Here is a 26,732-nt window from a genome sequence, read left to right on the forward strand (position 1 = left end):
CGCACCGGCCGGCCCGGGCCGTGGCCGGAGGGTCACGCTCGCAGATGTCGAGGGGGCGCTTCAGCCGGGATACCAGACCTTGCGCGGATCGTCCGCCGCCCGCTCGTAGGCGAAGGCGCGTTCGATCATCTCCCGCAGGTCCACCCGCGGCCGCCAGCCGAGGCGCAGCCGCGCCTTGGCGTTCGACAGCCAGTTGGAGTGCCAGGGGCCCCGGACCTCCACCGGGACGAAGTTCTGCTCTGCCAGGATGTCGCCGACCGCGGCGTAGTCCACCGGCTCGTCCATCGCGATGTTGAACAGCTCGCCTTCCGCCGCGGGATGGACGAGCGCCGTCAGGATCGCGGCGACGAGGTCCGAGACGTGGACGAAGTTGCGCTTCAGCGGCGCGCCCTGATGGTCGAGGAGGACCGGCACCGACGGCCGCGCCCGCGCCGCGGCGAGGGCGTCCGCGTCCATCACCTCCTCCCACGCCGGGCCGCCGAACTGGTCGGTGAAGGACAGCGCGTGGCGGAAGTCGTCCTTCTCCACGATCCAGGGCGCCCGCAGGCAGCAGGTGTCGAGGCCGTACTGGATCCGCGCCTGCTCCAGCATCACCTCCTCGAGCACCTTGGTCAGGGCGTAGCAACCCGGGTAGGCGCGGCGCGGGCTGTCCTCGGTGATCGGGCCGGGATAGGCGTGGAACATGTGTCCGACGCTGCAGTCGCCGCCGAGGAGGAGGAACCGGCCCGGCGCGCCCTCGTGGCGGAACGCCTCGAGAAGGTGGAACATGCCCTTCACGCCGACCTCCATGGCGAGGTCGGGGGATTCCTTGACCGCCGCCATATGCAGGACATGGGTCACCCCCTCCATCGCCCGCGCCACGCCGGCCGCGTCGGAGAGCGAGCCGGTGACGGTCTCGATCCCCGGCCGATCGAGGGGGCGGCTGTGAACCAGGGCGCGGATTGCGGCCCCGCGGTAGCGCGGGTCGATGGCGAGCGCGTCCAGGACGTGGTGCCCGACCTTGCCGGTGGCGCCGGTGATGAGCAGTCGCATAGGTGGTCCTTCCGTTGCGGCAGGCGGCACGCTAGCGGAAGGGAAGGGCGGAGGCTACGGGAAGGGTGGCGCTCGCCCCGGCCTCGAGCTGGGCCTCGCGCAGCCGGGCGCTGGATCCCGGCGAGGCCCCGGCTCAGGGCCGGGGCGTGTCGTTTGGGCTGGGTCCGGCCGCCTAACTGCCGGTCGGGGCCGGGCACCGGCGGGACGTCAGCCGGTGATCTCCGCCAGCAGGCGGGCGGCCTCCTCCCGCGGGTCCGCCAGTGCGGTGCGGTCCTCGCCGGGATGGAAGCGGGCGCGGACGGCGGTGGCCATGGGACGGGGGCGCAGGATCAGGACGGTCGGCCCGACGCGCATCGACTCGGCGCGCCAGTGCTCGGCGAGGCCGATCTGGGCGCGCTTGGTGGCGCCGTAGGCGGCGAAGAACTTCTCGCCGCCGCGCGGGTCGTCGAAGAACACCGCCCGGCCGCCCTCCTTCAGCAGGGGCGAGACGTAGCGGATCAGCCGCGCGGTCGCGGCGACGTTGGTGGCGAGCGAGCGGTCCATCTCCTTCTCCGCCACGTGGTCGGCGGGGGAGAGGGGCGCCGCGTAGATCGCGCAGTGCAGCCACAGCGAAAGCCCGCCCCAGCGGTCGTGGATCGTCCGGCACAGGGTCTGCATCGCGCCGTCGTTGGTGACGTCCATCGGCGCCAGCACCGCCTCGCCGCCGGCGGGCTTGATGCGGTCGTCGAGCTCTTCCAGCGCCCCTTGCGTGCGGGCCACGGCGATCACCGGGCGGTCGCCGGCAAGCGTCTCGGCGAAGGCGGCGCCGAGACCGCGGGAGGCGCCGGTGATGAGGGCGGGAAGCGTCATGCGCGGGGCTCCGTGGCGTTGTGGACGACCGCGATCTCGGCGCGGGCGGCGGCGAGGTCGCCCGCCGCACCGGTCCAGCCGAGGAAGGCGTCGAAATCCGCCGCCAGCGTCTCGAGCCGCATCGGCATGACGTGGGACTTGTCCTTGAGGAAGTGGCGGATGTTCTGCGTGACCGTGTCGACGTAGTCGCGGCACTCGTCGATCAGCGGCCGGCCCGTCGCCCGTCGGCGCGAGCGGGCGAGGATGTCGGTCCGGTAGGCCCGCAGGATGCCCTGGCGGGCGCGGGCGGCGAAGCTCTCGGCCACCGCCTCGGGGTCGCGGGTCAGGTGGACGTAGGCGGCGTCGTTGCCGAAGGCCGCGTCGAGCCGTCCGAGGAACCAGCTGAGCCGGTTGTCGATCTCGATGTGCCGGTCCGGGTAGGCGAGCCGGGCGGCACCCGTCAGGTGCGTCCGGCTCTCGTGCGCCGCGGTCCAGTTCGACAGGTGCCCGCAGGCGCGCGCCAGCGTCATCGAGCCGCAGCGCCCGGTGTTGAGAACGAAGACGTTGGCCGGAAAGCTCACGCCCCCGCCGTCCCCGGATCCGTCGCCGGCGCGCGGGACGGCGGGCACGCGTCGAAGTCGGGCATGTGGCGGGCGTCCTTCATTGCCTTCCCATATCCGCGCCCCGCGGGCGAGGGCAAGGCGGAGCGCTCAGCCCGGCAGGGTCAGCGCGGTGGCGCGGCCGCCCTCGTCCAGCTGCAGGCCGCTCTCGTCGATCGCGACGATCTCGGCCTCGCCGACGCGGGTGCCGACGCCGACCTTCACGATCTGGCCGTCGGAGAGGCGCAGGAGCGCGGTCGGCGTCTGGCCGAGGAACACGCCGATCAGCGCGGTCTCGTCCATCGGCAGGATACCTTCGTGAGAGGCCGCCGCGGCGGTCTCGGGGGTCGTGGTCTCGGTCATGGGTAAGCCTCCTTGCGGGCCGGCGTTGCGGGTGCCGTGCCCGTCAGCGGCGCGGGACGTATGACGCCGCACCGCGGCATGGAAGGGGCGCGCATGTCGCGTGGCGGGTTTCTGCCGGCGTCCGGCGCTCGCGCAGGCCTGCGGCCGCGCATCGCCCCGCCCGCCGTCCCGTCTCGGTGACAAGGTGGTGAGGTCGGGAAGTGGGGAGAGGTCGGGATCGTGCTGGGGAGGCGGTTCAGGGGCAGGTCTGCCCTGAACGCGCCTCATCGATGGTTCTCGCGATTCGCCGGAGCGTCAAGGATACCCGGCTTCGCCGGCGCCTGCGGCGTCCTTGACCCTCCGCCGAATCGCGGACGGGGGCGCTACTCGGCGGCGCGGAGTTCGAAGCCCCGGTCGATCATGTCCGACGGGGCGACGGGGTAGTCGCCCGAGAAGCAGGCGTCGCAGTAGGCGGGGCGGGCGGGGTCGCGGCCGCCGGCCTCGCCCACGGCGCGGTAGAGGCCGTCGAGGGAGATGAAGCGCAAGCTGTCCACGCCGAGATGGTCGCGCATCTCGTCCTCGGACATCGTCGCGGCCAGCAGCTTGGACCGCTCGGGCGTGTCGACGCCGTAGAAGCAGGGCCAGGCGGTCGGCGGGCTGGCGATGCGGAAATGCACCTCGGCCGCGCCGGCGTCGAGGATCATCTCCTTGATCTTGCGGGAGGTGGTGCCGCGCACCACGCTGTCGTCGACGAGGATCACCCGCTTGCCGCGGATCAGCGCGCGGTTGACGTTCAGCTTCAGCCGGACGCCCATGTTGCGGATCTGCTCGGTCGGTTCGATGAAGGTGCGGCCCATGTACTGGTTGCGCACGATGCCCATGCCGTAGGGGATGCCGGACTGCCGGGCATAGCCGATGGCGGCGGGCGTGCCGCTGTCGGGGACCGGGCAGACGAGATCGGCCTCGACCGGGGCTTCCTTCGCCAGTTCCACCCCGATCGCCTCGCGCGTCTCGTAGACCGAGCGGCCGCCCTGGATGGAATCGGGGCGGCTGAAATAGACGTGCTCGAAGATGCAGAAGCGCTGGCGCTTCTGGCGGAAGGGGAAGTGGCTCTCGACGCCCTCGTCCGAGATCACGACCATCTCGCCGGGGGCGATCTCGCGCAGATACGTGGCGCCGATGATGTCCAGCGCGCAGGTCTCGGACGCCAGCGCCCAGCCGGGCGCGCCGCCGCCGGTGTCGATCCGGCCGAGGACCAGGGGGCGCACGCCCAGGGGATCGCGCACGCCGATCAGCTTCGTCCGGGTCATCGCCACCACGCTGAACGCGCCCTCGACCTTGCGCAGCGCCTCTTCCATGCGGTCGGGGATGGTGGCGCCCATCGAGCGGGCCATCAGGTGGATGATGCACTCGGTGTCGGACGAGGACTGGAAGATCGAGCCGCGGGCGATCAGCTCCTTCCGGAGCGCGTTGGCGTTGGTGATGTTGCCGTTGTGGGCCACCGCCGCGCCGCCCATCGAGAACTCGCCGAAGAACGGCTGCACGTCGCGGATCGCCGTCTGGCCCTTGTGGCCGGCGGTGGAGTAGCGGACGTGCCCGATCCCGAGCGAACCGGGCAGGCCCGCGATCACCTCGGGCGAGGTGAAGTTGTCGCGCACGTAGCCCATGCGCCGGTCGGAGTGGAAGCCGGTCCCGGCATCGTGGGTGACGATGCCGCCCGCCTCCTGCCCGCGGTGCTGCAGGGCGTGCAGGCCGAGGGCGACGAAGCTGGCCGCGTCCGCGACGCCGATGACGCCGAAGACGCCGCATTCCTCGCGCAGCTTGTCTCCGTCGGGGTCCCACGCCTCGCGGTCGAAGGGATGGGCGGGCAGGGCGACGTCTGGCAGGGGGGCGGTGCGGGACGGACGCGGGTCGGACAACGGGGCAGCTCCGATTCCGGGGAGGTCGCGCCTGACATAGTCGCTCGGGTCCGGAGTGTCACGAAAGGATCACGAGAAGGTGCCGCGGTGCGGCGATGCGGCGCCGGATCAGCTGCCGCGCCGGCCCTGGGGGCCGAGGACGCGCGCGGCGTCGGGGTCGCGCGGCACGCCCTTGGGGCCGCGCGCCGCCGCCATCAGCAGGGTGAGGCCGGCCAGCACCATCAGCAGGATGCCGCCGGCCAGCGCCGCCGTCGCGGCAGTCCAGCCGTCGCTGGCGAGCGTCCCGGCCAGCGGCGCGAGGAACGGATAGATGCCGAAGAGCAGGACGAAGCCGAGAAGGGCGTAGATTGCGCGGCGCATCGGCGTCTCTCCTCAGTTGCCGGCGTCGGCGTCCGGTGCGGCCCCGGGGGCGACGGGGGTGGCGGCCTCGACCGGGGCGCCGCACTCGCCGACCAGCTGCTCGTACTGACGGGTGATCCAGCCCAACGCCTCTTCGGGGCGCTGGTTCTCGATCTGGCCGGTCCAGTCGGCGAAGATCGCGGCCGAGCGGCTGTTCTCGACCATGTCGATCGACTGCGCGGCAAGGACCGTGTCGTAGACGAAGAAGCCGACCGCGACGAGGAGGATGCCCCGCAGCACGCCGAACAGGAAGCCGAGGCCCTGGTCGACGCCGCCGAGGGCGGAGCGCTGGATCACGCCCGAGAAGAGCGGCGTGAAGATCGAGAAGATCACCAGCGCCACGGCGAAGACCGCGGCGAAGGCGGCGATGATCGACAATTCGCACGAGTCGCCGATGAAGTCGCCCACGACCGGCAGCTGGTTGATCAGCGGCTGCACCTGGTCGGCGAAGATGAAGGCGAGGATGGTGGCGCCGATCCAGCCGGCGATCGCCAGCGCCTCGCGCACGAAGCCGCGCGAATAGGCGAGCAGCGCGGAAACCACGATGATGAGCGCGACCGCGCCGTCGATCAGGGTGAAGCCTTCCATCTGCCCTCTATCCTCGTCCCGGGGTTGCGTCCCCGAAGGTGTCCGTCACGAAGCCCGGCACGTCCCGGACCTCCCTGAGCGCCAGCCCGTGGGACGCGCCCCGCCGCGTCCGGGCGGGCAGGATGGCCGTGGAGAAACCAAGTTTGGCTGCTTCCTTCAAGCGATTCTCCGTCTGCGCGACGTCACGGACTCCACCGGACAGGGCAAGTTCGCCGAAAATGACACACTCCTGTGGCAGGGCCGCGTCCTCGCGCGCGGAGACGAGCGCCGCGGCGACGGCGAGGTCGGCTGCGGGTTCGGTCACCCGCAGGCCGCCGGCGACGTTGAGGTAGACGTCCGTCCCGGCGAAGGACAGGCCGGCCCGGGCCTCGAGGACGGCCAGGATCATCGCCAGGCGCGAGCCGTCCCAGCCGACGACGCTGCGCCGCGGGCTGCCGCCGGGGGCGGGGGCGACGAGGGCCTGGATCTCGCACAGGATCGGGCGCGTGCCCTCGATCCCGGCGAAGACGGCGGCGCCCGGCACCGGCGCGCCGCGCTCGCCCAGGAACAGGGCCGAGGGGTTGCGCACCTCGATCAGGCCCTTGCCGGTCATCTCGAAGACGCCGATCTCGTCCGCCGGGCCGAAGCGGTTCTTGTGGGCGCGCAGGATCCGCCAGGAGCCGCCGCGATCGCCCTCGAAGTAGAGGACGCAGTCGACCATGTGCTCGACCACCCGAGGGCCGGCGAGGGCGCCCTCCTTGGTGACGTGGCCGACCATGACGACCGAGATGCCGCGCCGCTTGGCCGCCTGGGTCAGCTCGTGCGCGGCGGCGCGGACCTGGGAGACCGAGCCGGGGGCGGCGTCGACGCTGTCGGACCACATGGTCTGGATCGAGTCGATGATGGCGAGGTCCGGCTGCTCGGCCTCGAGCGTGGCCAGGATGCGGCCCAGCGACGTTTCGGCGGCGAGCATGACGGGGCTGCCTTCGAGCCCGAGGCGGCGGGCCCGCATCTGCACCTGCCCGACCGATTCCTCGCCGGTGACGTAGATCACCTTCAGCCCCTGTCGCGCGAAGCGAGCGGAGGCCTGCAGCAGCAGCGTCGACTTGCCGATGCCGGGATCGCCGCCGACGAGGAGGGCGGAGGCCTTGACGAGGCCGCCGCCGAGGACGCGGTCCAGCTCCTCGACGCCGGCCCTCGTGCGCGGCGGCTCGGGCTCGGCGCTGCCGAGGTCGGTGAGGTCCAGCGCGGCGCCGCGGGCCTGCCGTTTGCCGGCGGGGCCGGGGGCGAGGGGCGCCTCCTCGCGGATCGTGTTCCACTCGCCACAGGCGTCGCAGCGGCCGGACCACTTGCCGTGGGTCGCGCCGCAGGACTGGCAGACGTAGAGGGCATCCCTGGCCATGGCGCGCTACATCGCCGATGCGGGGGGCGCGGGCAATGGGGCCGGCGTCCGGCGCTCGCGCTGCGCGCATCGCCCCGCCCGCCGTCCCGTCGTGGGGGCTCCTGCCGATGGCGTCGGGCGTGGCGGATGGTTGCGCCTTTGCTTGGGAAGCGGTTCAGGGGCAGGTGTGCCCCTGAACGCGCCTCCCGTCAGCGTGATGCGATTCGCCGGAGCGTCAAGGATACCCGGCTGTCGCCGGCGCGCTGACGCGCGTCCTTGACCCTCCGCCGAATCGCGGAAGGGGCGCGGGCTCAGCCGTAGAGGCTGTAGGCCCAGAGGCCGAGCAGGGCGAGGAGGGCGAGGATGTGCAGGACGTCGATGCCCCAGAAGCGGCGGCCGGTTGCGTAGCTGGACAGCAGCAGCGGCAGCGAGGCCGAGGCGAGGGCGAGGAGGCCGCCCCAGGCGTTGCGCCAGCGGCTGCCCCAGGCCACCAGCGGGCTGTCGTAGACGTTCAGCCAGCCGGGGACGATCTGCACCGCGATGCCGAGGGTGGCGATGACTGCCGCCAGCAGCGCCAGCCAGCGCGCGGCGCGGCGGGCGAAGGCGACGCGGACCAGCGCCAGGACCAGCACGAACGGCAGCCACGCGGTCTGCTTCACGGCGAAGAAGACGAGCAGGACCGGGTCGGGGCGCAGGAAATCCATCTCAGGCTCGCGCGCAGATCGGGCCGTCGGCGCGGCCGTGGATGACCGGCTGAGAGCCGGGATCGGGGGCGGGGGCGGGAGCGGGGGCGGCGCGGCCGCGGACGGGCGCTGGGGCGGGCCGCGCGCTCACCCCGTGTAGCGCCGCTCGTAGCGGGCGCCGAGGGAGGTCAGCACCTCGTAGCCGATCGTGCCGCAGGCGGCGGCGAGATCGTCGACGCGCTGGTGCTCGTCCAGCACCGCGAGCGTCTCCGGGATCTCGGGCAGGTCGGTGATGTCGACTGTGATCAGGTCCATCGAGATCCGCCCCACCGCCGGGCAGGGCGTCCGGCCGTGCCACAGGCGCAGTCCGCCCTGCAGCGCGCGGGGCAGGCCGTCGGCGTAGCCGGCGGCGACGGTGGCGATCCGGGAGGGGCGCGCCGCCTGCCAGGAATTGCCGTAGCCCACGACCTCACCCTCACCGAGCTCGCGCACCTGCACGACGGGCAGATCGAGGCGGACGACGGGGTGCGCGCCGTCGAACGGCAGGCCGCCGTAAAGGCCGACGCCGGGGCGGGTCAGGTCGAACTGGTAGTCGGCGCCCAGCTGGATGCCGCCCGTCGCGGCCAGCGAGCGCGGCACGCCGAGGCCGTCGGTCATCTGCCGGAAGAGGTCGAGCTGGTAGGCGTTCATCGGGTGGTCGGGCTCGTCCGCGCAGGCGAGGTGGCTCATCAGCAGGATCGGGCGCTGCTGCAGGGCGATCTCGGCCACCGCGACCCATTCGTCCCACTCCATTCCCAGCCGGTTCATGCCGGTGTCCAGCTGGATGCCGAACGGGTGGCCCGGCAGCGCCTCGAAGTGCCGGGTGAGCTGGTCGAGCGAGTTCAGCATCGGCGTCAGCATCAGATCGCCGATCATGTCGGTGTCGCCGCGCATGTGGCCGGAAAAGACGCCGATCTCGGGGCCCGGGCCCACCGCCTGGCGCACCTTCGCGCCTTCGGAGGCCATCGCCACGAAGAACCGTCGGCAGCCGGCATGCGCCAGCGTCCGCGCCACCCGGTCGGCGCCGAGGCCGTAGCCGTCGGCCTTGACCACCGCGCCGGTCTCGCACGCGGTCAGGGCGTCGAGCGCCTGCCAGTTGGCGGCGATTGCCGAGAGGTCGATGGTGAGCTGCCCGCTGGCCATGGCGCCCCTTCTGGCAGGGGCGGGGGAGGCGGGCAAGTCCGTACGCTCCCGGCCGCGCCCGGGACCCGGGACGCGCCGCCCCGGTTGGCCTTCCCTACCAAGGAGAGAGGCGCACCCCATGTCCTACATCCGCTTCGGACTGATGATCCTTACCTCGACCCTGGTGATGTTCGTCCTGATGTACCTCAACACCTACGCCTGGGAGCATGTGTCCTTCTCCGAGACGCGGGTCTGCACGGCGATCCTGATGGGTGCCGTCATGGCGGTCATCATGCTGGCCTACATGCCGGGGATGTACACGAACCGCGCGGCGAACGCCGCGATCTTCGTCGGCGCGGTGACCGTCTTCGCGCTGTCGCTGTGGCTGGTGCGCAGCCAGGTCACGGTGTCGGGCATCAGCTACATGCGGGCGATGATCCCGCACCATTCGATCGCGGTCATGACGTCCGAGCGGGCGGGGATCGAGGACGCTCGGGTCCGCAAGCTGGCGGACGAGATCATCGGCGCACAGCGGCGCGAGATCGCCGAGATGCGCTACCTCGTGGCTCATGTGCCCGAGGATCGGGCGGCCGAAGTATATCAGGACCCCGAGCCGCAGGTGGGCGGCGTCGATGCGGCCCACTCGAACATGCTGCCGGCGCGGCTCGACCCCGCGTCGCTGACCGCATCGCAGGCCGCCGAGGCGATGACCGGCCCGCCTGCACCTTCAACCGCAGCCCCGAGACCGACCCCATCCTCTGGGCCGGTGTGGACGGGACGGCGGCGGCGATGCTGCTGAACGGCGTGCTGGTGCCGCTGGAGGGGCAGGGCGATCTGGCCTTCGCGGCGGACGGGGTGTCGATGACCGTGACGCCGCTCGGCGCGGACGCCGACTGGCGCTCCGACGCGGAGCTGGTCTTTGCGCTGCAGGACGTGCCTACGGTGGGCTACCGGGGCTTCTGGTCCTGCGATTAGGTGGCGTCGTCCGGCACGTCCGGCGCCTCGGGCAGGTCGTCGGGCGTGGTGACGAGGTCGTAGCGGTCCAGTTCCTCCGGCAGCAGGAGGTAGATCTCCTCCGGCGGCGTCATCAGGGCCGGCTGCATCAGGCCCGGATCGACGCCCATCTCGATCAGGTAGGCCATCACCTCGCCCTGGCCGCGCTGGATGTCCGACACGGCGAGGAAGGCGGGCAGGGCGGTGTTCTCGTCGAAATAATGCTGGTGCACGCCGACCCAGGCACCTTCCTCGACCGTCCGCTCGGTCCCGGCGGCAAGGATGTAGGGACAGGCGGAGAGGCAGATGTCGCTTTGCGTCATCGCGGTGTCGACGCCCGCCTCGCGCAGCCAGTCCCCGATCGCCAGCGCGTCCGCCACCGATCCGCCGGGCGAGTTCAGGAAGACGCGAAGCGGCGGCTCCAGCGTCAGCTCCTCGGCGAGGCGCGCGGCGTCTCCGGGGGCGATCTGGCCGGTCAGGACGAGGGCGGGGGCGTCCTGCCACGTCGTGAACTCGGCGAGGAGGCGGGTCGGCATCGTGTCGGTCGCGGGCAGCGGGCGCGACCCCGGCGGCGCCTCCCGCGGGGAGATGCGGGCGGGGGAATAGCGGCGGGTCTGATCGCCGGGCCGGGCCGGCTGGGTGAGGGAGGGGGCGGACGAGGGGGACAGCGCCAGCGGCAGGACGCGGGCAAGGTCCGAGCCGAACAGGATCAGCGCGAACATGACCTGCACGCCGAGGATGGCGTAGAGCCACTTGCGCGTCTCGCCGCTGGCCTGGCGCGGCTCCGGCGCCGCCTCGGCGTCCGTCCCGGCCGCGCTGCTGGCGCCGGCGGCGCGCCTGCGGCGCCACCTCATCCCTCCACCAACTCCCGCAGCTGGTGAAGGCTGTGGTCCCAGCCGTGCCGGTTGGCGACGGGGTCGATGGCCGGCGGGATGTTGCGGCAGACCGCCCGCAGGCGCGTGCCGAAGGTCGTCTCCTCCAGCGTGATCTCCACCTCCATCTCGCCGCGCAGGCCGGGATCGTCGCCGTCGAAGGTGAAGACCTCGACCAGCCGCGACGGCGGCTCGACCTCGACGAAGCGGCCCCGGCAGACGTCGCCAGCCGGCGTCTTGGCCTCGTCCGCGCGCTCGGGCGGCATCGTCAGCACGTAGTGGATGGCGCCGCCGGGGCGGGCGTCGAAGGCGTGCATCTCGCAGGTCATCGGCGGCGGAGGCAGCCAGCGCAGGGCGAGGTCGGGGGTCGTCAGCGCCTCGAAGACCTTCTGGGGCGAGGCGGCGATCGAGATCTCGTTCTCGCTGTGGCCCCCCGCGCCGCCGGTGCCCGTGATCATGTCGTGCCCGCTCATTCCGCCGGCCCCCGCGAGACAACCGTCACGCCGCCCGGCCGCGGCGCGGCCCGCCGCGCGTCGCCCTCGTCGTCCGCCTCCTCGACGCGGTTCAGCGCGAGTTCGACGTCGCGCATGGCGTGCAGGGCGGCCCGCAACTCGGCCAGCGTCATCTGGTCCTCGGCCGCCGCCGGCTCGCGCCCCGCGCGCACCGCGGCCTGCGCCACCATGACGATGAAGACGAGGACCGCCGGCAGCAGGTCGATCGCGATCGCCCCCGCCCAGGAGGGGATGAAGTTGCCGGCATAGAGGATCACCGCGTCGGCGGTGGAGATCGGCGTGTAGATCGTCTCGACCGGCGCCTCCATCGCCATCACCTGCTCGGCCGCGAGGCGCAGCGTCTCGGCCCGCTGGACGAGGACGCCGAGGACGCTGTCGATGGTCGCCTGCTGCCCGGCGCGGGTGTCCGCGCTGGTCCCGTCGAGCTGCGGCAGGACGACCGAGGCCGACAGGTCCTGAGCCGCCCGAACCACCAGCGGCGCGACCGACAGCTGCCGCAGCTGGGTGATGACGTTGGCGAGGCGCACCGCCTCTTCGCTGAAGGTGACGGAGCGGGCCTCGACCGGCCCCGGCTCCACCGTCAGGGCGCGCATCCGACTGAGGATCGCGTTGCCGTCGGCGAAGGCGGCGGCGACGGCCGGCTCCTGCGCGGCGATCTGCGCCTCGAGCGCGGCCAGTTCGTCCGCCTTCTGCCGCAGCAGGCGGAACACGGCGCCGCGCCCGGCGAAGCCCGAGAGATCCCCCGACGCCTCCTGCTCGGCCAGGTCGGTGAAGCTGGACCGCACGCGGGCCACGTCGCGCTGCAGGCCCTGCGCCGAGACGGCGATGGTGTTGGCCCGCTCCAGCGCCTGCTGGTAGTTCTGCACCGTGGTGGCGAGATGCTGCTCCACCGCCGCCGCCCCGGCGAGCGCGGCCGCGTTCAGCCAGGACGACATCGCGATGATCGCCACCGAGCCCAGCGCCATCGAGGCCAGAAGGCCGAGGACCGACGCCATCGACCGCATCGCCGGCAGAAGGCGCATCATGTAGGACCAGAAGACGAAGATTCCGACCGACACGGCGACCGAGTAGGCCATCGCCGCGAAGACCGACAGCGCACCGGTATCGTCGAGGAGCGACGACACGCCGAGATAGGTGTAGATGCCCGACGCGACGGCCAGCACGGCCAGGGCCGCCCCGGTGATGGAATCGAGCCAGCCGAGGTGCCCCTCGATCTCGCGCGCCTGCCGAAGGCCCCGCGCCTCGGTCCGGCTGAGGCCGTCCTCGCTCATCCGTTCCCTCCCGCCCCACCGGCGTTCTTGACGAACTTACGCGATCGGCAGAGCAATGCGAGTCTCTCCGGCGCTCGGCGTCACGTCAGATGCAACCGCCGGCCACCTCACGCGTTCGCGAGAAATGCCAGCCTCAGACACCGCCGAACCCGCAGCCCCCAAGCCCCGCCCGCGCCGCAGCCCGGGGTCCATCCCCATGCTGATCCTCGCGATCCTCGCCATCTTCGGCGTGATCGTGATCGCCCGCAGTTTCCTGATGCCGGTGTTCCTGGCGTTCCTGCTGTCGATCACCGTCTCGCCGATCCGCCGGGCGCTGGCAAAGCGCGGCATCCCGTCCGTCGTCACCGCGGCGGTGGTCGTCGCCGGCCTGCTCTTCGGCGTCGTGGCGCTCGCCTATGCCCTGTCCGGTCCGGTGCAGGAGTACGCGCGTCATTCCGAGACGATCGCCCGCGAGGTCGAAAGCAAGCTGCGCGGCGTCAACGAGGCGATCGAGGCCGTCGCCGAGGCGACCGAGGACGTCCAGTCCATGGCCGGCGCCGACGAGGACGACGTGAAGGGCGAACAGACGCAGACCGTCGTGGTGACCCAGGGCCCGGGAATCCTGTCCCGACTTGCCACGACGGCTCCCGCCGTCGTGGGCCAGGTGGTCTTCACGCTCGCGCTGCTGTTCTTCCTGACCGCCTCGGGCGACATGTTCTACCGCAAGATCGTCGAGGCCTCGCCGCGCTTCTCGGACAAGCGCCGCGCGCTCGGCATCGCCTTCGACATCGAGAAGAAGCTGAGCCGCTACTTCCTGACGATCACCGTCATCAATGCCGGCCTCGGCGTCTGCGTGGGCGCGGCGCTGTGGTGGGCGGGCATGCCGAACCCGCTGCTGTTCGGCGTCGGCGCCTTCGCGCTGAACTTCATCCCCTACCTCGGGGCGATCGCCGGCGTGGCGCTGACCTTCTTCCTCGGCATCGTCTCGATGGAGACGATCGGCCAGGCGGTCCTCGCCGCCGGCCTCTATCTCGGCCTCACCTCGCTGGAGGGCCAGTTCGTCACGCCCTACGCCGTGGGCCGCTCGCTGAAGCTCAACCCCGTCGTCGTCTTCGTCTCGGTCGCCTTCTGGGGCTGGGCCTGGTCCTTCATCGGCATGTTCATCGCCGTGCCGACCCTGATCGCGATCCGCGTCTTCGCGGACCACGTGCCCAAGATGAACGCGCTCGGCATCTTCCTCTCCGGCATCGACGACGACGACGAAGAGGACGACGGCCACCGCTCCGCCACGAAGCACGAGGCGGCCTAGCGGACTCCCAATTCCACGCCCGGCCGATCCACGATCTGCCCGACGCGATCCTTCAGCCAGCATGCGCCTCCGGCCCGGACGAAGGCGAAGGCGCGGCAGCGGCGGTCGATCTCGCAGGCGAGATAGCAGCGGGTGAGTCGAGACCGTCGAGGCGCGAATAGTCCCCGCCGGGCGAGTCGGAGTTGCCCAAGACCCTCAGCGTGGCGCGCACCAGCGACCCCTCGTAGGCCGGCAGATAGCCCCCGACCGCCGCGTCGTTCGCCATCAGGATGGCGGCGTCCGACTTGAGGAAGCAGTAGCCGTTCGAGGTGTTGAAGGTATAGGCGGCGCACTGACTGTCGGCCCGGCATTCCGCCTCGCACGCGGCGAGCGTGCTGTCCCCGTGGTGGCGGTAGTCGAATCCGAGGACGTCGAAGCCCGGCGCCCGCATCATCTGGGCCACCGGCGCCGTGACGACCGGGGCAGGGGCCGGGGTGGGCGCCCGGGCGATCGCCAGCGGCGGCGCGGCGCCCAGGCAGTCCAGCAGCAGGGTCGACTCCGCGATCCGATCCACCAGTCCCGGATCGGCCGGGGCACCGGCCTCCGCCCGGTCGTAGTCGATGCCCGCATGGTCGAGGAAGGCACGCACCTCCGACATCGCCAGCGCGAAGTTGATGTTCTGAGCGTTGTCGCCCAGGTATCGAGCGGTCACCACGCCCACGACGGCGCCCTCGGCGTCGATCAGCGGCCCGCCGGAATTGCCGGGCTGCACCGGGGCCGAGAACTGGAAGAACCTTCGGTCGCCGTTCATCCCCTCGCGCGCGTTCACCGTGCCGCTGGTCACCCGGATTGCCGTCGACAGCACGTCGGTGAGCGGATAGCCGAGGGCGTGAACCGGCTCCGCCAGCCGCGGCGGCGCATCGCGCAGGGCGAGCGGCGCCGCCGGCGCGGCGGCGAAGCGCAGGGCGGCGAGGTCCGAGACGGTGTCCGGTACCACCTCCAGCGCCGAGCCCAGTCCGGCGAACGCGACGCTGTCGCAGCCGTCGACGACGTGGGCGTTGGTGAGCACCCAGCCTCCGTCGTTCAGGACGAACCCGGTGCCGCGGCCGAGTAGAGACTGCGCCGACGCGTGGTGCGTCGCCAAGAGGGCCAGCATGAAGATGATCCGACCAAGCCGCATGTATCGTTCCTCCCGCCCGATATGAGCGTAGGGGTGGCCGGCGAGCGTGGCAATCTCAGGGTGCGCCCCACCAGCGGTTCTGCTGCCACAGCCGCTCGCCGATCAGGCAGTCGTAGGGCGCGGCGCCCTGGGCCGGGACCACCGCCGCCTCGGGCGTCCGTCCGGCCAGTTCCAGCACCAGCTTGCGGCCCACCGCGGCGGCGAAGTCCGGCCAGTCCGTGACCGCCAGGACGAAGGCGCCGGGGCCGCCGATCACGCATTCGGCGTAGTAGACGTCGAGGTCGTCGATCCGCCAGGCCGCGCCCTCCGGCTCGCGGGTCATCAGCGGCAGGCCGTTCACGACGATGCCGTCCGCCACCGCCGCGTCCCGCGCTTCGGTCACCGGCGCGCCCTGGTTGTTCGGCCCGTCGCCCGAGATGTCGATGACCCGCCGAAGGCCGGCGAAGCCGTTGCCGTCGAGGTAGGCCGATCCGAACCGCAGGGCGCCCGAGATGGAGGTCCGGCTCTGGGTGTAGGCGCGTCCGGCCCGCAGGGCGTCGGCGATGGCCTCCAGCTCGTCCGGGCCCTCCACCAGCGTCCAGTCCACGACGATGCGCTGCAGTCCCGCGCCGGCCCACTCGACGTAGGCGACGGCGATCCGGCCCGTCATGCCCCCGACGATGGCGCGGACCACCGGCTCCGAGGTCAGCGCCTCGGCATAGCCGCGCCGCTGCAGGTCCAGCTCGGACGCCGACATCGAGCGCGAGACGTCGACGAGAAGGAGGAGTTCGACGTCGACCTCCTCCTGCTGCGCGGCGGCGGGGCCGGCGAGAAGGGCGAGGCAGAGGGCGAGCGCGCGCATGGACGAAGCCTGGGGCAGGGGGTGCGGCCCTGTCCATTCAGGATCGCGCGAGCCGTCAGGTGACGGTGACGCCCGTCTCCGGATGGGCGCGATAATGGGCGAGCCGGCTCTCCAGGTCGCCCGCATGCAGCTCCACCCGGTGCCCGTCGGGGTCGAGGACGTAGACCGACGCCCCTTCGGAGCGGTTCTCCTGCCATTCCGGCGCTGCCGCCCGGAGCCGCTCGGCGAGCCTGTCGAAATGCCCGGGCGCACAGGACAGGGCGAGATGCGTGTAATCCTCCCGCGCGGAGACGGGCCCCACCGCGAGGCACAGCCAGAGCGTCCCCAGCTCGAGATACGCCCCGCGCGCCCAGCGCGCCCGCACCCGCCCACCGAGCACGCCCTGCCAGAAGCCGAGCGACCGGTCGAGATCCGCAACGGCCAGCGTCACGTGGTTCACGCCGGTGATCACGCGCCCGCGTCCCTCCCTCTCATCGAGCCACAAATATCCCGGGGGGAGGTCCGCCCCGGCGGACCCGGGGGGCAGCGCCCCCCGCGGGTCGCCGCCGGGAGGCGGCGGGCCGCACCCGCCCGAAGGATCAGAACGACTCCTCGCCCGTCTGCCACGGCTTCACCAGGTTGCCGAAGCGCGTGAACCGCCCCTCGAAGGACAGGTCGACCGTGCCGATCGGCCCGTGGCGCTGCTTGCCGATGACCACCTCGGCCTTGCCGTGCAGGCGCTCCATCTCCTCCTGCCAGGCGGCCATCTTGTCGAGCTCGTGCTCGCCCGGCTTCTCGCGCTCCTTGTAGTATTCCTCGCGGAACACGAACATCACCACGTCCGCGTCCTGCTCGATCGAGCCCGATTCGCGCAGGTCCGACAGCTGCGGCCGCTTGTCCTCGCGGCTCTCCACCTGGCGGCTGAGCTGGGACAGCGCGACGACGGGGATGTCCAGCTCCTTGGCGATCGCCTTGAGCCCCTGGGTGATCTCCGAGATCTCGTTCACCCGGTTCTCCGACCGGCCGGCGCCGCGGACCAGCTGCAGGTAGTCCACGAAAAGCGCGTCCAGACCGTGGGTCCGCTTCAGCCGGCGCGCGCGCGCGGCGAGCTGGCTGATCGGCAGGGCCGGCGTGTCGTCGATGTAGAGCGGGCACGATTCCAGCGCCTTCGCCGCCTCGACGAAGCGGCGGAATTCGGCCTCGGTCATGTCGCCGCGGCGGATCTGCTCGGACGGCACCTCCGACGCCTCGGAGAGGATACGGGCGGCCAACTGCTCGGCGCTCATCTCCAGCGAATAGAACCCGACGACGCCGCCGTTCACCGCGCCTTCGGTCCCGTCGGGCAGCTGCCCGCGCTTGTAGGCCTTGGCGATGTTGAAGGCGATGTTGGTCGCCAGCGACGTCTTGCCCATCGAGGGGCGCCCCGCGAGGATCAGCAGGTCCGACCGGTGCAGGCCGCCCAGCTTCTTGTCGAGGTCGGTCAGGCCGGTGGACACGCCGGCGAGGCCGCCGTCGCGCTGGTAGGCGGCGTTCGCGACCTGCACCGCCTGGATCGTCGCCTGTAGGAACGACTGGAAGCCGCTCTCGCTCTGCCCCTGCTCGGCCAGCTTGTAGAGGGCCTGCTCGGCCTCGACAATCTGCTCCTTCGGCTCGGAGGCGACGTCGACCTTGGCCGCCTTGGCGCTGATGTCCTGGCCGAGCGCGATCAGCTCGCGCCGGATCGCGAAGTCGTAGATCATCTGCGCGTAGTCTCGCGCCGCGAAGGCCGAGATCGCGGCCCCCGCCAGCCGCACCAGGTAGGCCGGCCCGCCCAGCGATTGCAGCCCCTCGTCGTCCTCGAGGAACGCCTTCAGCGTCACCGGCGAGGCGAGCGCGTTCTTGGCGATGCGCTGGCCGGCGATCTCGTAGATGCGGGAATGGACCGGCTCGTAGAAATGATGCGGCTTCAGCAGCATCGAGACCCGGTCGTAGACGTCGTTGTTGGTCAGGATGGCGCCGAGCAGCTGCTGCTCGGCCTCGACCGATTGCGGCATCCGGTCGGCGGTCGCCGCCTCGGTCCCCGTCGCGTTGAAGATGGCCAGATCGTTCATGCCCGCTCTTGCTCCTGTCCCGGTGGCGGTCGGACATGGCGCGTCGCCCGCCGCTCGCCCGGGCTCCCTCCTGGGGCGCGGCTGCGCCTGCTGCCCGACTCGATGTTGGTGCCTGTGACGGTCCTGTTACCCGAGCCGCGGCGAGCCGGGCAAATTGTATGTTGTCGGGGACACCCGTGTGGATAACCTGCCCGGCCGCGACTGTCGCCCACATCCTGCGATGTGGGGGCCGGCCGCGTCAACATCTGGTTGGCCGGTCTCAGTACATCGACCTGGCGTAGGCCTCCTCGAGCCCGGCATCGAGCCTGGCCATCTCCTCGCCGTCCGGCGCACCGGTCGTCTGGTCGAGGATCATCTTCGACAGGCTCGGCATCTCGGACCGGTCCTGCCGCGCCTCGGGGTCCCACAGCCGCGAGCGGCGGAATGCCTTGGCGCAGTGCAGGAAAACCTCTTCGATGCGCACCACCACCGCCAGTCGCGGCAGCCGCCCGTTCACCGCCATCCGCTCCAGCAGATCCGGGTCGGTCGACAGGTGCGCCCGGCCGTTGATCCGCAGCGTCTCCTCGTAGCCGGGGATCAGGCAGAGCAGGCCGACCGACGGGTCGGCGACGATGTTGCTCAGGGAGTCGAGCCGGTTGTTGCCCGGCCGGTCCGGGATCGCGAGCGTCCGGTCGTCCAGCACCAGGACGAATCCGGGCGCGTCGCCGCGCGGGCTGACGTCGGCGCGGCCCGAGGGGCCTTGCGTGCCGAGGATCAGGAATGGCGAGCGGGCGAGGAAGGCGCGGGAATGGACGTCGAGCGCGGGCAACGACTTCAGCTTCGCCAGCCCGGAGACTTCAGGGTACAGGGCCCGCAGCGCGGCCTCGCTCGCGACCACATGGGGCGCCCCGGTCCCGTCGTTCGTCATCGTCCGTCCCTTCGGCCCCGCATTCGCGGGCAGACTGGCCCGCTACCGGAGCCGGCGCAAGGCGCGGGGTCAGGCGTGGGCGGCCTGCCAGCCGGCCGGGTCGCGGAGGAACGCCTCGACGCCGTCGAGGGTCGCGCCGTCAAACGCCGCGGTCGCGCGCGCCTCCGCCAGCACGTCCCACCAGGTGCACAGGTGGTGCAGGCGCACGCCCTCGGCCGCGAGCGCCTCCTCGACGCCCTCGTAGATGCCGTAGAAGAAGATCACCGCGGTGTGGCCGCAGGTGGCGCCGGTCTCGCGGATGGCGTTGACGAAGGAGACCTTGGAGCCGCCGTCGGTCGTCAGGTCCTCGACCAGCAGCACCCGGTCGCCCTCGCTCATCCGCCCCTCGATCCGCGCGTTGCGGCCGTAGCCCTTGGGCTTCTTGCGGACGTAGGTCATCGGCAGGGCCATCCGTTCGGCCACGAAGGCGGCGAAGGGAATGCCCGCGGTCTCGCCGCCGGCGATGTTGGTGAAGGCCTCGAAACCGGCCTCGCGCATCACCGTGACGGTCAGGAAGTCCATCAGAGTGGAGCGGATGCGCGGGTAGGAGATCAGGCGCCGGCAGTCGACGTAGGTGGGGGCCTTCTTTCCCGAGGCGTGGGTAAAGGGCTCGGCCGCGTTGAAATCGACCGCGCCGACCTCCAGCAGCATCCGGGCGCTGAGGCGCGCGATCTCGTCCCTGGGCGGAAACGACGTCGGGATCATCCGGCTGCTCCCCTATCTTGCAGGCAAATACTCCAGCGACCGGCCGCCGCGCGCCCTCCGCTCGGGACGGGGCGCCTCACCGCTCCACCCGCCAGTGCAGCGGAAAGCCGGGGTCGAAGACGGTGACCGGCCCGTCGGCGGTCTCGATGGCGCCGGGGTAGGTGACGGGCGCGTCCTCGCGGACCAGCGTCACCGTCGCCTCGTTCGGCGGCAGGCCGTAGTAGCGGGGGCCGTTCAGCGAGGTGAAGGCCTCCAGATCGTCCAGACGCCCCGCCGCCTCGAACACCTCGGCGAGGCAGGACAGCGTGTTGGTCGCGGTGAAGATGCCGGCGCAGCCGCATTCCATCAGCTTGCGCGAATCCACGTGCGGCGCGCTGTCGGTGCCGAGGAAGAACCGCCGGTCGCCCGAGACCGCCGCCTCGACCAGCGCAACGCGGTGCCGCTCGCGCTTCGCCACCGGCAGGCAGTAGTAGTGCGGCCGGATCCCGCCCGCGAGGATCGCGTTGCGGTTGATGATGAGGTGGTGCGTGGTGATCGTCGCGGCCAGCCGGGCCGGCGTGTCGCGGACGTAGTCGACGGCGTGGCTCGTCGTCACGTGCTCCATCACGATCCTGAGGTCCGGCACCTTCTTGCGCAGCGGCTTCAGCACCTTGTCGATGAAGACGGCCTCGCGGTCGAAGATGTCGACGGACGGGTCCGTGACCTCGCCGTGGATGCACAGCGGCATGCCGATCTCGGCCATCCGGTCGAGGACCGGGCGCACCTTCTCGATGTCGGTCACGCCGGAGGCGGAGTTCGTGGTGGCGCCGGCCGGGTACAGCTTCACCGCCGTCGCGATGCCTGCGGCATGGGCGCGGGCGACGTCCTCGGGGTCGGTGTCGTCGGTGAGGTACAGCGTCATCAGCGGCGTGAAGTCCGCGCCCGGCGGCAGGGCGGCGCGGATGCGGTCGCGGTAGGCCGCCGCGTCGGCGCCGGTCACGACCGGCGGCACGAGGTTCGGCATGACGATGGCGCGGGCGAAGTCGCGCGCCGTTTCCGGCAGGACGGCCTGCAGAACCGCCCCGTCGCGCAGGTGCAGGTGCCAGTCGTCGGGCCGGCGGATCGTCAGGCGGGTGGGCGCGGTGGCGGGCATCTTTTGCCGCTTACACAACGGCAGGGGCGAGGGCCAGAGGAAGGAGCGTGCGGCCTGTCCGTCCCGGCCCCGAGCCCGGTCTTGCCGAGCCGCGGCTCGGCGCCCGGCGGGGGACCGAGCGGACGTCTCGAGCGGCTGCTTCCCGGCGGGCGCGCGAGGGCTCGTCCGGCTGTGCCGTGCCGGACCGGCGCGCCTCCACGAGCGGGGACCCGGCTCGGGGCCGGGGCGGGTAGCTCTGTGTTGGGCCGGCCGGCATGGCATAGCGACCGCGTGCTCGCCGGCGCGTGACTACGCCTCCAGCGGGTTCTTGATCGGGCGGGACCCTCCGGGGATAAGGACCGTACGGGACAGGCACGGGGAGCTAAGACCATGTTCGCATTCATTCTGGGGCTGATCGCGGGGTTCGTCACGCCGCACCTCGACGAGCCGGTGGCCCGGCCGCTCGCGCGGGGCGTCGCGAAAGAGATCCCGGTAGAGCCGAACGAGGTCCGGCTGGTCTCCTTCATGGCGGCGCTGCTGGCCGCGGCGCTGATCGCCGAGATCTTCGACAGCGAGGCGCTCGTCGGCCTCACCTTCGGCGCGGTCCTCGGCTATTTCGCCACCCGCCTCGTCGCCGCGGTCCGGCGGGCGATGGATACGCGCGGCAGCATCGACTGATCGCCGCTCCAGGCCGTTGCGGGGGCTGGTCAGGCGCCCGCGTCACCGGCAAGATGCCGCCACGTCCGATGCAGATTATCGAGCCCGGGGAGGGGTTCATTCCATGTCATTCATCCGCGTCATTTCCGCGTCCGCCGTCGCCGCGGTCGCCTTCGCCGCCTCCGCTGCGGCGCAGTGCTACACCTCGGCCGACCTGACCCGCGGTCTTCAGGTCCGGTTCGAGAACGGCGACTACACCACGTTCAAGCGTACGAACGACGGCTTTCTCGACGTGACCGAGAATTATTCCGACGGGTCGAACCCGATCCTGTTCCGCGCGTGGAAGGGCGTCTACTTCACCTCCGAGCACGAGATCGACGCGATGGGCAACGCCATCCCCGGCACCCGGCTCGACATCGAGTTCGAGTCCGACGTGACCCGTCTGCCCGAGCCCTATCCGGGGGTCAGCTGGACCGGCCCGACCGTGAACATCTTCGAGGCAGGCGGCAGCCGGAACGAGGTGACGACCGCCACCTTCTCGGCTCATCCGGACGTCACCTTGTCGGGTTGCGACTACGAGGCGGTGCAGGTCGACCTGCGGTACGACTGGGGCGCCGATGGCGGGCTCGACCTCGTCTACATCTATCTGCCGGCGATCGGGACCGCCTATATCCGGTCGAACCAGTTCGACCGCGATACGCTCAATTCGACCAGCGCGGTCGCGCTCGAGCCGATGACGAAGTGATCTCAGGCCGCGGGCTGGGGCTCCACCGCGAGACCCAGCTCGCGCGCCCGCGGCGCGTAGAGCGCGGCGTCCGAGGTCTGCAGGCCGTAGCGGCAGATCCGCCGGGACAGATCCTCGCGCCCCGCGCCTTCTGCGCGGCGCAGCAGCAGGCGGGCGTAGGGCACGATCTCGCGCCGGCCGCGCCAGATGCGGCCCCACTCCGCCCGGTCGAGGGTCCCGTCCATCGCGGCGGACAGCAGGCGCGGGGTCGCGTCCATCAGTTCCAGCATTTGCTCCAGCCGCGCGCCGGCGAGCGGGGCGCGGAGAAGCGTGACGTTCGGCCGCCGGAACAGGGCGGCATGCATCGCGTCGGGCGCGTGCAGCGGGTCGTGGACCACCCAGGCGGCGAGGGCGGCATCCACCATCTCGGGCGCGAAGCCGTAGCGCGTCGTGAAGTCGAGCCGCCGGGCGCCCAGGTCGCGCCGGTCCCAGCCGGCGACTGCCGGCTCAAGCGTCGCGACGGGGCGGTGCAGCAGGACGCGGCAGCCGGGCGCGGCGACCGAGTAGGCGCCTGCGGCGTATCCGCCCATGCCCGAGCCGTGGAACAGGACGCTGTCGAAATCCTCGAAGAAGCCGTCGTCGACCTGCCGGTCGACGAACCACGTCATCGCGTCCGAGCGGAACCATGTCGGCCCGTCGGCGATGAAGGCGAGCAGCGACCAGCCTTCGCGGGCCGCCATCTCGAACCCGCGGGGCCGGGCGCCGGGGGCGCGGCGGATCGCCGACGCCTCCTCGAACGTGACCAGCAGCTTGGGTCCGGCGTCGATGAACAACGCCGAATGATCCGCCCCGATGGGCAGGAAGTAGCCGTGCTCGTCGCCGATCGCGTCGAGACGCGCACGCCACTCGTCGGGGGACAAGCCCCGCAGATCGACCTCGAGGGTCGGTCCGTCATCCAGCATCGCCTTCGCACCCCCCCGGGTGACGTGTGTCGCGAACCTCAGACGAAGGCCTGCAATCCCGTCTGTGCGCGCCCCAGAATGAGGGCGTGCACGTCGTGCGTGCCTTCGTAGGTGTTCACCGTTTCGAGGTTAATCATGTGTCTGATGACTTGGAAGTCTTCAGAGATGCCGTTGCCGCCATGCATGTCGCGGGCCATCCGGGCTATTTCCAAGGCTTTTCCGCAATTGTTCCGTTTGATGAGACTGATCGTTTCCGGCGCCGCGGTGCCGTCCTCCATCATCCGGCCGACGGTGAAGGCGGCATTCAGGCCCAGCGCGATCTCGGTCTGCATGTCGGCCAGCTTCTTCTGGAACAGCTGCGTCTGGGCGAGCGGGCGGCCGAACTGGCGCCGGTCGAGCCCGTACTGGCGCGCGGCGTGCCAGCACGCCTCCGCCGCGCCCATCGTGCCCCAGGCGATGCCGTAGCGGGCGCGGTTGAGGCAGCCGAACGGCCCCTTCATCCCCGAAACGCCGGGCAGCAGGGCCTCCTCGCCGACCTCGACGTCCTTCAGGACGATCTCGCCGGTGACGGAGGCGCGCAGGGACAGCTTGCCGGTGATCTTCGGCGCGCTCAGGCCCTTCGTCCCCTTGTCGAGGACGAAGCCGCGGACCTTGCCGTCGTGCGCCTCGGACTTCGCCCAGACGACGAAGACGTCGGCGATGGGCGCGTTGGAGATCCAGGTCTTGGAGCCGTTCAGGACGTAGCCGCCGTCGGTCTTCTTCGCCGTCGTCTTCATGCCGCCGGGATCGCTGCCGGCGTCGGGCTCGGTCAGGCCGAAGCAGCCGATCAGTTCGCCGGTGGCGAGGCCGGGCAGGTACTTCGCCCGCTGGGCGTCGCTGCCGTAGGCGTGGATCGGGTACATGACGAGCGAAGACTGCACCGACATCATGGAGCGGTAGCCTGAATCGACGCGCTCGATCTCGCGGGCGATCAGGCCGTAGGTGACGTAGCCGGCGCCGAGGCCGCCGTACTCCTCGGGGATGGTCGCGCCGAGAAGGCCGGCCTCGCCCATCATCGGAAAGATCTCGGGGTCCGTCGTCTCCTCGCGGTAGGCGTCGGTGACGCGGGGCTGCAGGCGCCCTTGCGCGAACTCGCGGGCGGCGTCGCGCAGCATCCGCTCGTCCTCGGTCAAACGGTCCTCCAGCCGGAACGGGTCGGACCAGTCGAAGGGGCCGAGGTCGGGGCCGTGGCCGATCGGGGCGGCGATGGGGCGGGTCTCGTTCATGGGAGCCTCCTTTTGCCCTTGATAGGCCGGCCGGGGCGGGCGGGGAAGGGCGCGGGGCCCCGGCAGCAGGCGGCGGATGGCCGCGCCGTCCGGGCCGCCGCTCGCGGCGGGCCGGTCCGGACCGGCTCCCCGGCAGGGTCCCGGCACCCGATCGGCCGTCGCGCCGCTACAGGAAACTCTGCGGGTCGATGTCGATTGCGAGGCGGACGTTCGGCGGCACCTTCACCTGCGCGACCCATTCGGCGAGGGCGGCCTGGATCGGGGCGCTCTTGGCGGCCTTCACCAGCAGGCGCACGCGGTGACGGCCGCGGACGCGGGCGATGGGCGCGGGCGCGGGGCCGAAGACCTGGGCGCCGATCCGGCGCAGCGGGCGGTCCGCGCGGGCGAGCGCGGCGCCGAGGTCGAACACCTCGGCCGCGTTGGGCGAGGACAGGACGATCCCGGCCATCCGGCCGTAGGGCGGCACGCCCGCGGCGCGGCGCTCCTCGGCCTCGGCGCGCCAGAAGCCCTCCTCGTCGCCGGAGAGGATCGCGCGGATCACCGGATGCTCGGGCTGGTAGGTCTGCAGCATCGCCTCGCCCTTCGCCTCGCCCCGGCCGGCGCGGCCGGCGACCTGGCGCATCAGCTGGAACGTCCGCTCGGCGGCGCGCAGATCCGAGCCCTGGAGGCCGAGGTCGGCGTCGATCACGCCCACCAGCGTCAGGAGCGGGAAGTTGTGGCCCTTCGCCACCAGCTGGGTGCCGATGACGATGTCGGCGCCGCCCTCGGCGATCTGCGCCACGTGCGCCTTGAGCGCCCTCGCGGAGCCGTAGAGGTCGGAGGACAGGACCGCGATCCGGGCGTCCGGAAAGCGCGCCGCCGCCTCCTCGGCCAGCCGTTCGACGCCGGGACCGACCGGGGCGAGCTTGCCCTCGACCTTGCACTCGGGACAGGCCTCGGGGATCGGCCGGGTCTCGCCGCACTGGTGGCACATCAGGCGGCGCAGGAAGCGGTGCTCGACGAGGCGGGCGTCGCAGTTCGGGCAGCCGATCTGGTGGCCGCAGGCGCGGCAGATCGTGACGGGGGCGTAGCCGCGGCGGTTGAGGAAGAGCAGCGCCTGCTCGCCACGGCCGATCCGCTCCTCGACGGCCCGGGACAGCGTGCCGCCGATCCAGCGGCCCGGCGGCAGGTCCTCCACCCGCATGTCGAGGGCACGCATCGTCGGCAGCTCCGCCGGGCCGAACCGGTCGGTGAGGTCGAGGCGCGCGTACTTGCCGGCCTCGGCGTTGGCCCAGCTTTCCAGCGACGGCGTGGCGGAGGCGAGGATCACCTGCGCACCGTTGATCGAGGCGCGCAGCACGGCCATGTCGCGGGCATTGTAGAGGACGCCCTCGTCCTGCTTGTAGGACGTGTCGTGCTCCTCATCCACGACGATGAGGCCGAGCTCGCGGAACGGCAGGAACAGGGCGGAGCGGGCGCCGACCACGAGCCGCGCGTCCCCGCTCGCCACCATGTGCCAGGCGCGCCGCCGCTCGGTCTGGGTGATGCCGGAGTGCCATTCGGCGGGGCGGGCGCCGAAGCGCGCCTCGACCCGCTCGAGGAACTCGCCGGTGAGCGCGATCTCGGGCAGGAGGACGAGGGCCTGGCGGTTCAGGCGCAGGCATTCGGCGACGGCTTCGAGGTACACCTCGGTCTTGCCGGAGCCGGTGACGCCGCGCAGCAGCGTCGCGCCGTAGCTGCCGGCGCGGAGGCCCCGTTTCAGCGTCTCGGCCGCGCCCGCCTGCGCCTCGGTCAGCGGCTTGCCCGGGATGTCGGGGTCCAGCGGCGGGTAGGGCGCGTCGCGGGGCGCTTCCTCCTCGACGACGGCGCCCTGTTTCGCGAGGCCCTTCACGACGGCGGTGCCGACGCCGGCCATCTCGGCCAGCTCGCCCAGCTGGAAGGCGGCGCCGCCGAACTCCTCCAGCACGGCGATGACCTTGGCCCGGGCGTCGGTCATCCGGTCGGGCGCGCGCTCGCCCAGGCGGTAGACGCGGCGGGCGGCGGGCGGCGCGCCGAGGTCGGGGGCGCGGGTCGCGAGGCGCAGCATCGCCGGCATCGGGGTGAGCGTGTAGTCGGCCGCCCGGCCGAGGAAGAGGCGCATCTCCTCGCGCAGCGGCGCGGCCTCCAGCACGCGGGTGGCGGGGCGGACCTTGCCGGGGTCGAAATCGCCGCGGCCGGGTCCCCAGACGACGCCGAGCACGCGGCGGGGGCCGAGGGGGACCTCCAGAAACGCGCCCAGCCAGCAGCCGCCCTCGGGCGCGCGGTAGTCGAGCAGGCGGTCCAGCGGCTGGGTCGTCAGGACCGCGACCAGCTCGCCCTCGTGGAAGAAGTCCTGCGCCATGGGGGCGGATGTAACGGCGGCGGGGAGCGGGTGGAAGGGCCGGCGGATCCGGCGGAGCGCCTCGCGGCGCGTTCCCTTGTCTTGGGG

28 protein-coding genes and 1 pseudogene are annotated in these 26,732 nt (G+C 71.9%); 5 read left to right on the forward strand and 24 right to left on the reverse strand.

What is annotated here, in order from left to right:
* Positions 1-60: 60 nt before the first annotated feature.
* From A37W_RS0115055 to alr, 10 genes are all read right to left on the reverse strand, one after another.
* The gene (locus A37W_RS0115055) at positions 61-1,032 is read right to left on the reverse strand and encodes an NAD-dependent epimerase/dehydratase family protein (protein WP_018303866.1); all 972 of its coding nucleotides are present in this window, start codon (positions 1,030-1,032) and stop codon (positions 61-63) included.
* Between the two features lie 207 nt (positions 1,033-1,239).
* On the reverse strand, positions 1,240-1,881 hold the full coding sequence (locus A37W_RS0115060; RefSeq protein ID WP_018303867.1) for an SDR family NAD(P)-dependent oxidoreductase: 642 nt from the start codon (positions 1,879-1,881) through the stop codon (positions 1,240-1,242).
* On the reverse strand, positions 1,878-2,489 hold the full coding sequence (locus A37W_RS0115065; protein WP_018303868.1) for a hypothetical protein: 612 nt from the start codon (positions 2,487-2,489) through the stop codon (positions 1,878-1,880). The genes A37W_RS0115060 and A37W_RS0115065 overlap by 4 nt, the downstream gene beginning before the upstream one ends.
* Before the next feature lie 81 nt (positions 2,490-2,570).
* Positions 2,571-2,822, reverse strand: coding sequence for a hypothetical protein (locus A37W_RS22155; RefSeq protein ID WP_018303869.1), 252 nt, complete (start codon positions 2,820-2,822; stop codon positions 2,571-2,573).
* Between the two features lie 362 nt (positions 2,823-3,184).
* Entirely contained in the window at positions 3,185-4,720 is a 1,536-nt protein-coding gene (gene purF / locus A37W_RS0115075; RefSeq protein ID WP_018303870.1) for an amidophosphoribosyltransferase, read from the reverse strand.
* 108 nt (positions 4,721-4,828) lie between these two features.
* Positions 4,829-5,080 (reverse strand): hypothetical protein, encoded by a 252-nt coding sequence (locus A37W_RS0115080; RefSeq protein ID WP_018303871.1) that lies wholly within the window; start codon positions 5,078-5,080, stop codon positions 4,829-4,831.
* Positions 5,081-5,092: 12 nt separating this feature from the next.
* Entirely contained in the window at positions 5,093-5,707 is a 615-nt protein-coding gene (locus A37W_RS0115085; protein ID WP_018303872.1) for a CvpA family protein, read from the reverse strand.
* Between the two features lie 7 nt (positions 5,708-5,714).
* Complete coding sequence (radA, locus tag A37W_RS0115090; protein WP_018303873.1) at positions 5,715-7,088, reverse strand: DNA repair protein RadA; 1,374 nt, start codon at positions 7,086-7,088, stop codon at positions 5,715-5,717.
* A gap of 290 nt (positions 7,089-7,378) precedes the next feature.
* Entirely contained in the window at positions 7,379-7,771 is a 393-nt protein-coding gene (locus A37W_RS0115095) for a hypothetical protein (protein ID WP_018303874.1), read from the reverse strand.
* Positions 7,772-7,897: 126 nt separating this feature from the next.
* Complete coding sequence (gene alr / locus A37W_RS0115100) at positions 7,898-8,932, reverse strand: alanine racemase (RefSeq protein ID WP_018303875.1); 1,035 nt, start codon at positions 8,930-8,932, stop codon at positions 7,898-7,900.
* Between the two features lie 118 nt (positions 8,933-9,050).
* Between alr and A37W_RS22160 the strand changes: the two genes are divergently transcribed.
* The gene (locus A37W_RS22160) at positions 9,051-9,710 is read left to right on the forward strand and encodes a DUF305 domain-containing protein (RefSeq protein ID WP_308419882.1); all 660 of its coding nucleotides are present in this window, start codon (positions 9,051-9,053) and stop codon (positions 9,708-9,710) included.
* Complete coding sequence (locus A37W_RS24665) at positions 9,680-9,886, forward strand: DUF6692 family protein (RefSeq protein ID WP_496543874.1); 207 nt, start codon at positions 9,680-9,682, stop codon at positions 9,884-9,886. Before A37W_RS22160 ends, A37W_RS24665 begins: the two co-directional genes overlap by 31 nt.
* On the opposite strand, the gene A37W_RS22165 is transcribed toward A37W_RS24665, so the two are convergent.
* From A37W_RS22165 to A37W_RS0115120, 3 genes are read right to left on the reverse strand one after another with little or no spacing between them, the layout of a single operon-like run.
* Entirely contained in the window at positions 9,883-10,758 is an 876-nt protein-coding gene (locus A37W_RS22165) for a COG3904 family protein (protein ID WP_018303876.1), read from the reverse strand. The genes A37W_RS24665 and A37W_RS22165 overlap by 4 nt on opposite strands.
* The gene (locus A37W_RS0115115; RefSeq protein ID WP_018303877.1) at positions 10,755-11,249 is read right to left on the reverse strand and encodes an SRPBCC domain-containing protein; all 495 of its coding nucleotides are present in this window, start codon (positions 11,247-11,249) and stop codon (positions 10,755-10,757) included. Before A37W_RS0115115 ends, A37W_RS22165 begins: the two co-directional genes overlap by 4 nt.
* On the reverse strand, positions 11,246-12,559 hold the full coding sequence (locus A37W_RS0115120; protein WP_018303878.1) for a hypothetical protein: 1,314 nt from the start codon (positions 12,557-12,559) through the stop codon (positions 11,246-11,248). The genes A37W_RS0115115 and A37W_RS0115120 overlap by 4 nt, the downstream gene beginning before the upstream one ends.
* A 196-nt stretch (positions 12,560-12,755) precedes the next feature.
* Here A37W_RS0115120 and A37W_RS0115125 point away from each other — a divergent pair, with 196 nt between their 5' ends.
* Complete coding sequence (locus tag A37W_RS0115125) at positions 12,756-13,847, forward strand: AI-2E family transporter (protein WP_018303879.1); 1,092 nt, start codon at positions 12,756-12,758, stop codon at positions 13,845-13,847.
* Here A37W_RS0115125 and A37W_RS24670 read toward each other — a convergent pair.
* The 8 genes and pseudogenes from A37W_RS24670 to pyrC form a co-directional block, all read right to left on the reverse strand.
* Positions 13,844-14,197: a PAN domain-containing protein gene (locus tag A37W_RS24670; RefSeq protein ID WP_367834146.1), complete on the reverse strand. Its 354-nt coding sequence runs from the start codon at positions 14,195-14,197 to the stop codon at positions 13,844-13,846. The two genes, A37W_RS0115125 and A37W_RS24670, sit on opposite strands and share 4 nt — an antisense overlap.
* Positions 14,131-15,006, reverse strand: a pseudogene (locus A37W_RS22950) (trypsin-like peptidase domain-containing protein); the annotation flags it as partial. The pseudogene A37W_RS22950 and the gene A37W_RS24670, both read right to left, overlap by 67 nt.
* Before the next feature lie 55 nt (positions 15,007-15,061).
* Entirely contained in the window at positions 15,062-15,847 is a 786-nt protein-coding gene (locus A37W_RS0115135; RefSeq protein WP_018303880.1) for a DUF1194 domain-containing protein, read from the reverse strand.
* Between the two features lie 55 nt (positions 15,848-15,902).
* The gene (locus A37W_RS0115140) at positions 15,903-16,298 is read right to left on the reverse strand and encodes a VOC family protein (protein ID WP_018303881.1); all 396 of its coding nucleotides are present in this window, start codon (positions 16,296-16,298) and stop codon (positions 15,903-15,905) included.
* Between the two features lie 127 nt (positions 16,299-16,425).
* The gene (locus tag A37W_RS0115145) at positions 16,426-17,916 is read right to left on the reverse strand and encodes a replicative DNA helicase (RefSeq protein ID WP_018303882.1); all 1,491 of its coding nucleotides are present in this window, start codon (positions 17,914-17,916) and stop codon (positions 16,426-16,428) included.
* Positions 17,917-18,175: 259 nt separating this feature from the next.
* Entirely contained in the window at positions 18,176-18,823 is a 648-nt protein-coding gene (locus A37W_RS0115150) for a pyridoxamine 5'-phosphate oxidase family protein (RefSeq protein WP_018303883.1), read from the reverse strand.
* Between the two features lie 69 nt (positions 18,824-18,892).
* Positions 18,893-19,567, reverse strand: coding sequence for an orotate phosphoribosyltransferase (locus A37W_RS0115155; RefSeq protein ID WP_018303884.1), 675 nt, complete (start codon positions 19,565-19,567; stop codon positions 18,893-18,895).
* 76 nt (positions 19,568-19,643) lie between these two features.
* Positions 19,644-20,699, reverse strand: a complete 1,056-nt coding sequence (gene pyrC, locus A37W_RS0115160; protein ID WP_018303885.1) for a dihydroorotase — start codon at positions 20,697-20,699, stop codon at positions 19,644-19,646.
* Between the two features lie 369 nt (positions 20,700-21,068).
* Here pyrC and A37W_RS0115165 point away from each other — a divergent pair, with 369 nt between their 5' ends.
* Together A37W_RS0115165 and A37W_RS0115170 are read left to right on the forward strand one after the other, a co-directional pair.
* On the forward strand, positions 21,069-21,356 hold the full coding sequence (locus tag A37W_RS0115165) for a hypothetical protein (RefSeq protein WP_018303886.1): 288 nt from the start codon (positions 21,069-21,071) through the stop codon (positions 21,354-21,356).
* A 103-nt stretch (positions 21,357-21,459) separates the two neighbouring features.
* Positions 21,460-22,080 (forward strand): hypothetical protein, encoded by a 621-nt coding sequence (locus A37W_RS0115170; protein WP_018303887.1) that lies wholly within the window; start codon positions 21,460-21,462, stop codon positions 22,078-22,080.
* 2 nt (positions 22,081-22,082) lie between these two features.
* Here the strand turns inward: A37W_RS0115170 and A37W_RS0115175 are convergent, their stop codons facing one another.
* From A37W_RS0115175 to A37W_RS0115185, 3 genes are all read right to left on the reverse strand, one after another.
* Complete coding sequence (locus tag A37W_RS0115175; protein WP_018303888.1) at positions 22,083-23,021, reverse strand: hypothetical protein; 939 nt, start codon at positions 23,019-23,021, stop codon at positions 22,083-22,085.
* A 38-nt stretch (positions 23,022-23,059) separates the two neighbouring features.
* Positions 23,060-24,286, reverse strand: coding sequence for an acyl-CoA dehydrogenase (locus A37W_RS0115180; RefSeq protein WP_018303889.1), 1,227 nt, complete (start codon positions 24,284-24,286; stop codon positions 23,060-23,062).
* Between the two features lie 166 nt (positions 24,287-24,452).
* Positions 24,453-26,645, reverse strand: a complete 2,193-nt coding sequence (locus A37W_RS0115185; RefSeq protein ID WP_018303890.1) for a primosomal protein N' — start codon at positions 26,643-26,645, stop codon at positions 24,453-24,455.
* Positions 26,646-26,732: the final 87 nt, after the last annotated feature.

The sequence above is a fragment of the Wenxinia marina DSM 24838 genome, assembly GCF_000379485.1.
GTDB classification, from domain to species: Bacteria; Pseudomonadota; Alphaproteobacteria; order Rhodobacterales; family Rhodobacteraceae; genus Wenxinia; species Wenxinia marina.

Bases quoted from the DNA above. Each gene is read 5' to 3' on its own strand.
- A37W_RS0115145 (WP_018303882.1), bottom strand. From the start codon at position 17,916: ATGAACGATCTGGCCATCTTCAACGCGACGGGGACCGAGGCGGCGACC.
- alr (WP_018303875.1), bottom strand. From the start codon at position 8,932: ATGGCCAGCGGGCAGCTCACCATCGACCTCTCGGCAATCGCCGCCAAC.
- A37W_RS0115085 (WP_018303872.1), bottom strand. From the start codon at position 5,707: ATGGAAGGCTTCACCCTGATCGACGGCGCGGTCGCGCTCATCATCGTG.
- A37W_RS0115115 (WP_018303877.1), bottom strand. From the start codon at position 11,249: ATGAGCGGGCACGACATGATCACGGGCACCGGCGGCGCGGGGGGCCAC.
- pyrC (WP_018303885.1), bottom strand. From the start codon at position 20,699: ATGCCCGCCACCGCGCCCACCCGCCTGACGATCCGCCGGCCCGACGAC.
- A37W_RS0115150 (WP_018303883.1), bottom strand. From the start codon at position 18,823: ATGACGAACGACGGGACCGGGGCGCCCCATGTGGTCGCGAGCGAGGCC.
- A37W_RS0115155 (WP_018303884.1), bottom strand. From the start codon at position 19,567: ATGATCCCGACGTCGTTTCCGCCCAGGGACGAGATCGCGCGCCTCAGC.
- A37W_RS22165 (WP_018303876.1), bottom strand. From the start codon at position 10,758: ATGAGGTGGCGCCGCAGGCGCGCCGCCGGCGCCAGCAGCGCGGCCGGG.
- A37W_RS0115060 (WP_018303867.1), bottom strand. From the start codon at position 1,881: ATGACGCTTCCCGCCCTCATCACCGGCGCCTCCCGCGGTCTCGGCGCC.
- A37W_RS0115135 (WP_018303880.1), bottom strand. From the start codon at position 15,847: ATGCGCGCGCTCGCCCTCTGCCTCGCCCTTCTCGCCGGCCCCGCCGCC.
- A37W_RS0115055 (WP_018303866.1), bottom strand. From the start codon at position 1,032: ATGCGACTGCTCATCACCGGCGCCACCGGCAAGGTCGGGCACCACGTC.
- A37W_RS0115095 (WP_018303874.1), bottom strand. From the start codon at position 7,771: ATGGATTTCCTGCGCCCCGACCCGGTCCTGCTCGTCTTCTTCGCCGTG.
- A37W_RS0115120 (WP_018303878.1), bottom strand. From the start codon at position 12,559: ATGAGCGAGGACGGCCTCAGCCGGACCGAGGCGCGGGGCCTTCGGCAG.
- A37W_RS0115180 (WP_018303889.1), bottom strand. From the start codon at position 24,286: ATGAACGAGACCCGCCCCATCGCCGCCCCGATCGGCCACGGCCCCGAC.
- radA (WP_018303873.1), bottom strand. From the start codon at position 7,088: ATGGCCAGGGATGCCCTCTACGTCTGCCAGTCCTGCGGCGCGACCCAC.
- A37W_RS22160 (WP_308419882.1), top strand. From the start codon at position 9,051: ATGTCCTACATCCGCTTCGGACTGATGATCCTTACCTCGACCCTGGTG.
- A37W_RS0115175 (WP_018303888.1), bottom strand. From the start codon at position 23,021: ATGCTGGATGACGGACCGACCCTCGAGGTCGATCTGCGGGGCTTGTCC.
- A37W_RS22155 (WP_018303869.1), bottom strand. From the start codon at position 2,822: ATGACCGAGACCACGACCCCCGAGACCGCCGCGGCGGCCTCTCACGAA.
- A37W_RS0115165 (WP_018303886.1), top strand. From the start codon at position 21,069: ATGTTCGCATTCATTCTGGGGCTGATCGCGGGGTTCGTCACGCCGCAC.
- A37W_RS0115080 (WP_018303871.1), bottom strand. From the start codon at position 5,080: ATGCGCCGCGCAATCTACGCCCTTCTCGGCTTCGTCCTGCTCTTCGGC.
- A37W_RS0115170 (WP_018303887.1), top strand. From the start codon at position 21,460: ATGTCATTCATCCGCGTCATTTCCGCGTCCGCCGTCGCCGCGGTCGCC.
- A37W_RS0115125 (WP_018303879.1), top strand. From the start codon at position 12,756: ATGCTGATCCTCGCGATCCTCGCCATCTTCGGCGTGATCGTGATCGCC.
- A37W_RS24670 (WP_367834146.1), bottom strand. From the start codon at position 14,197: ATGCCGGGCCGACAGTCAGTGCGCCGCCTATACCTTCAACACCTCGAA.
- A37W_RS0115185 (WP_018303890.1), bottom strand. From the start codon at position 26,645: ATGGCGCAGGACTTCTTCCACGAGGGCGAGCTGGTCGCGGTCCTGACG.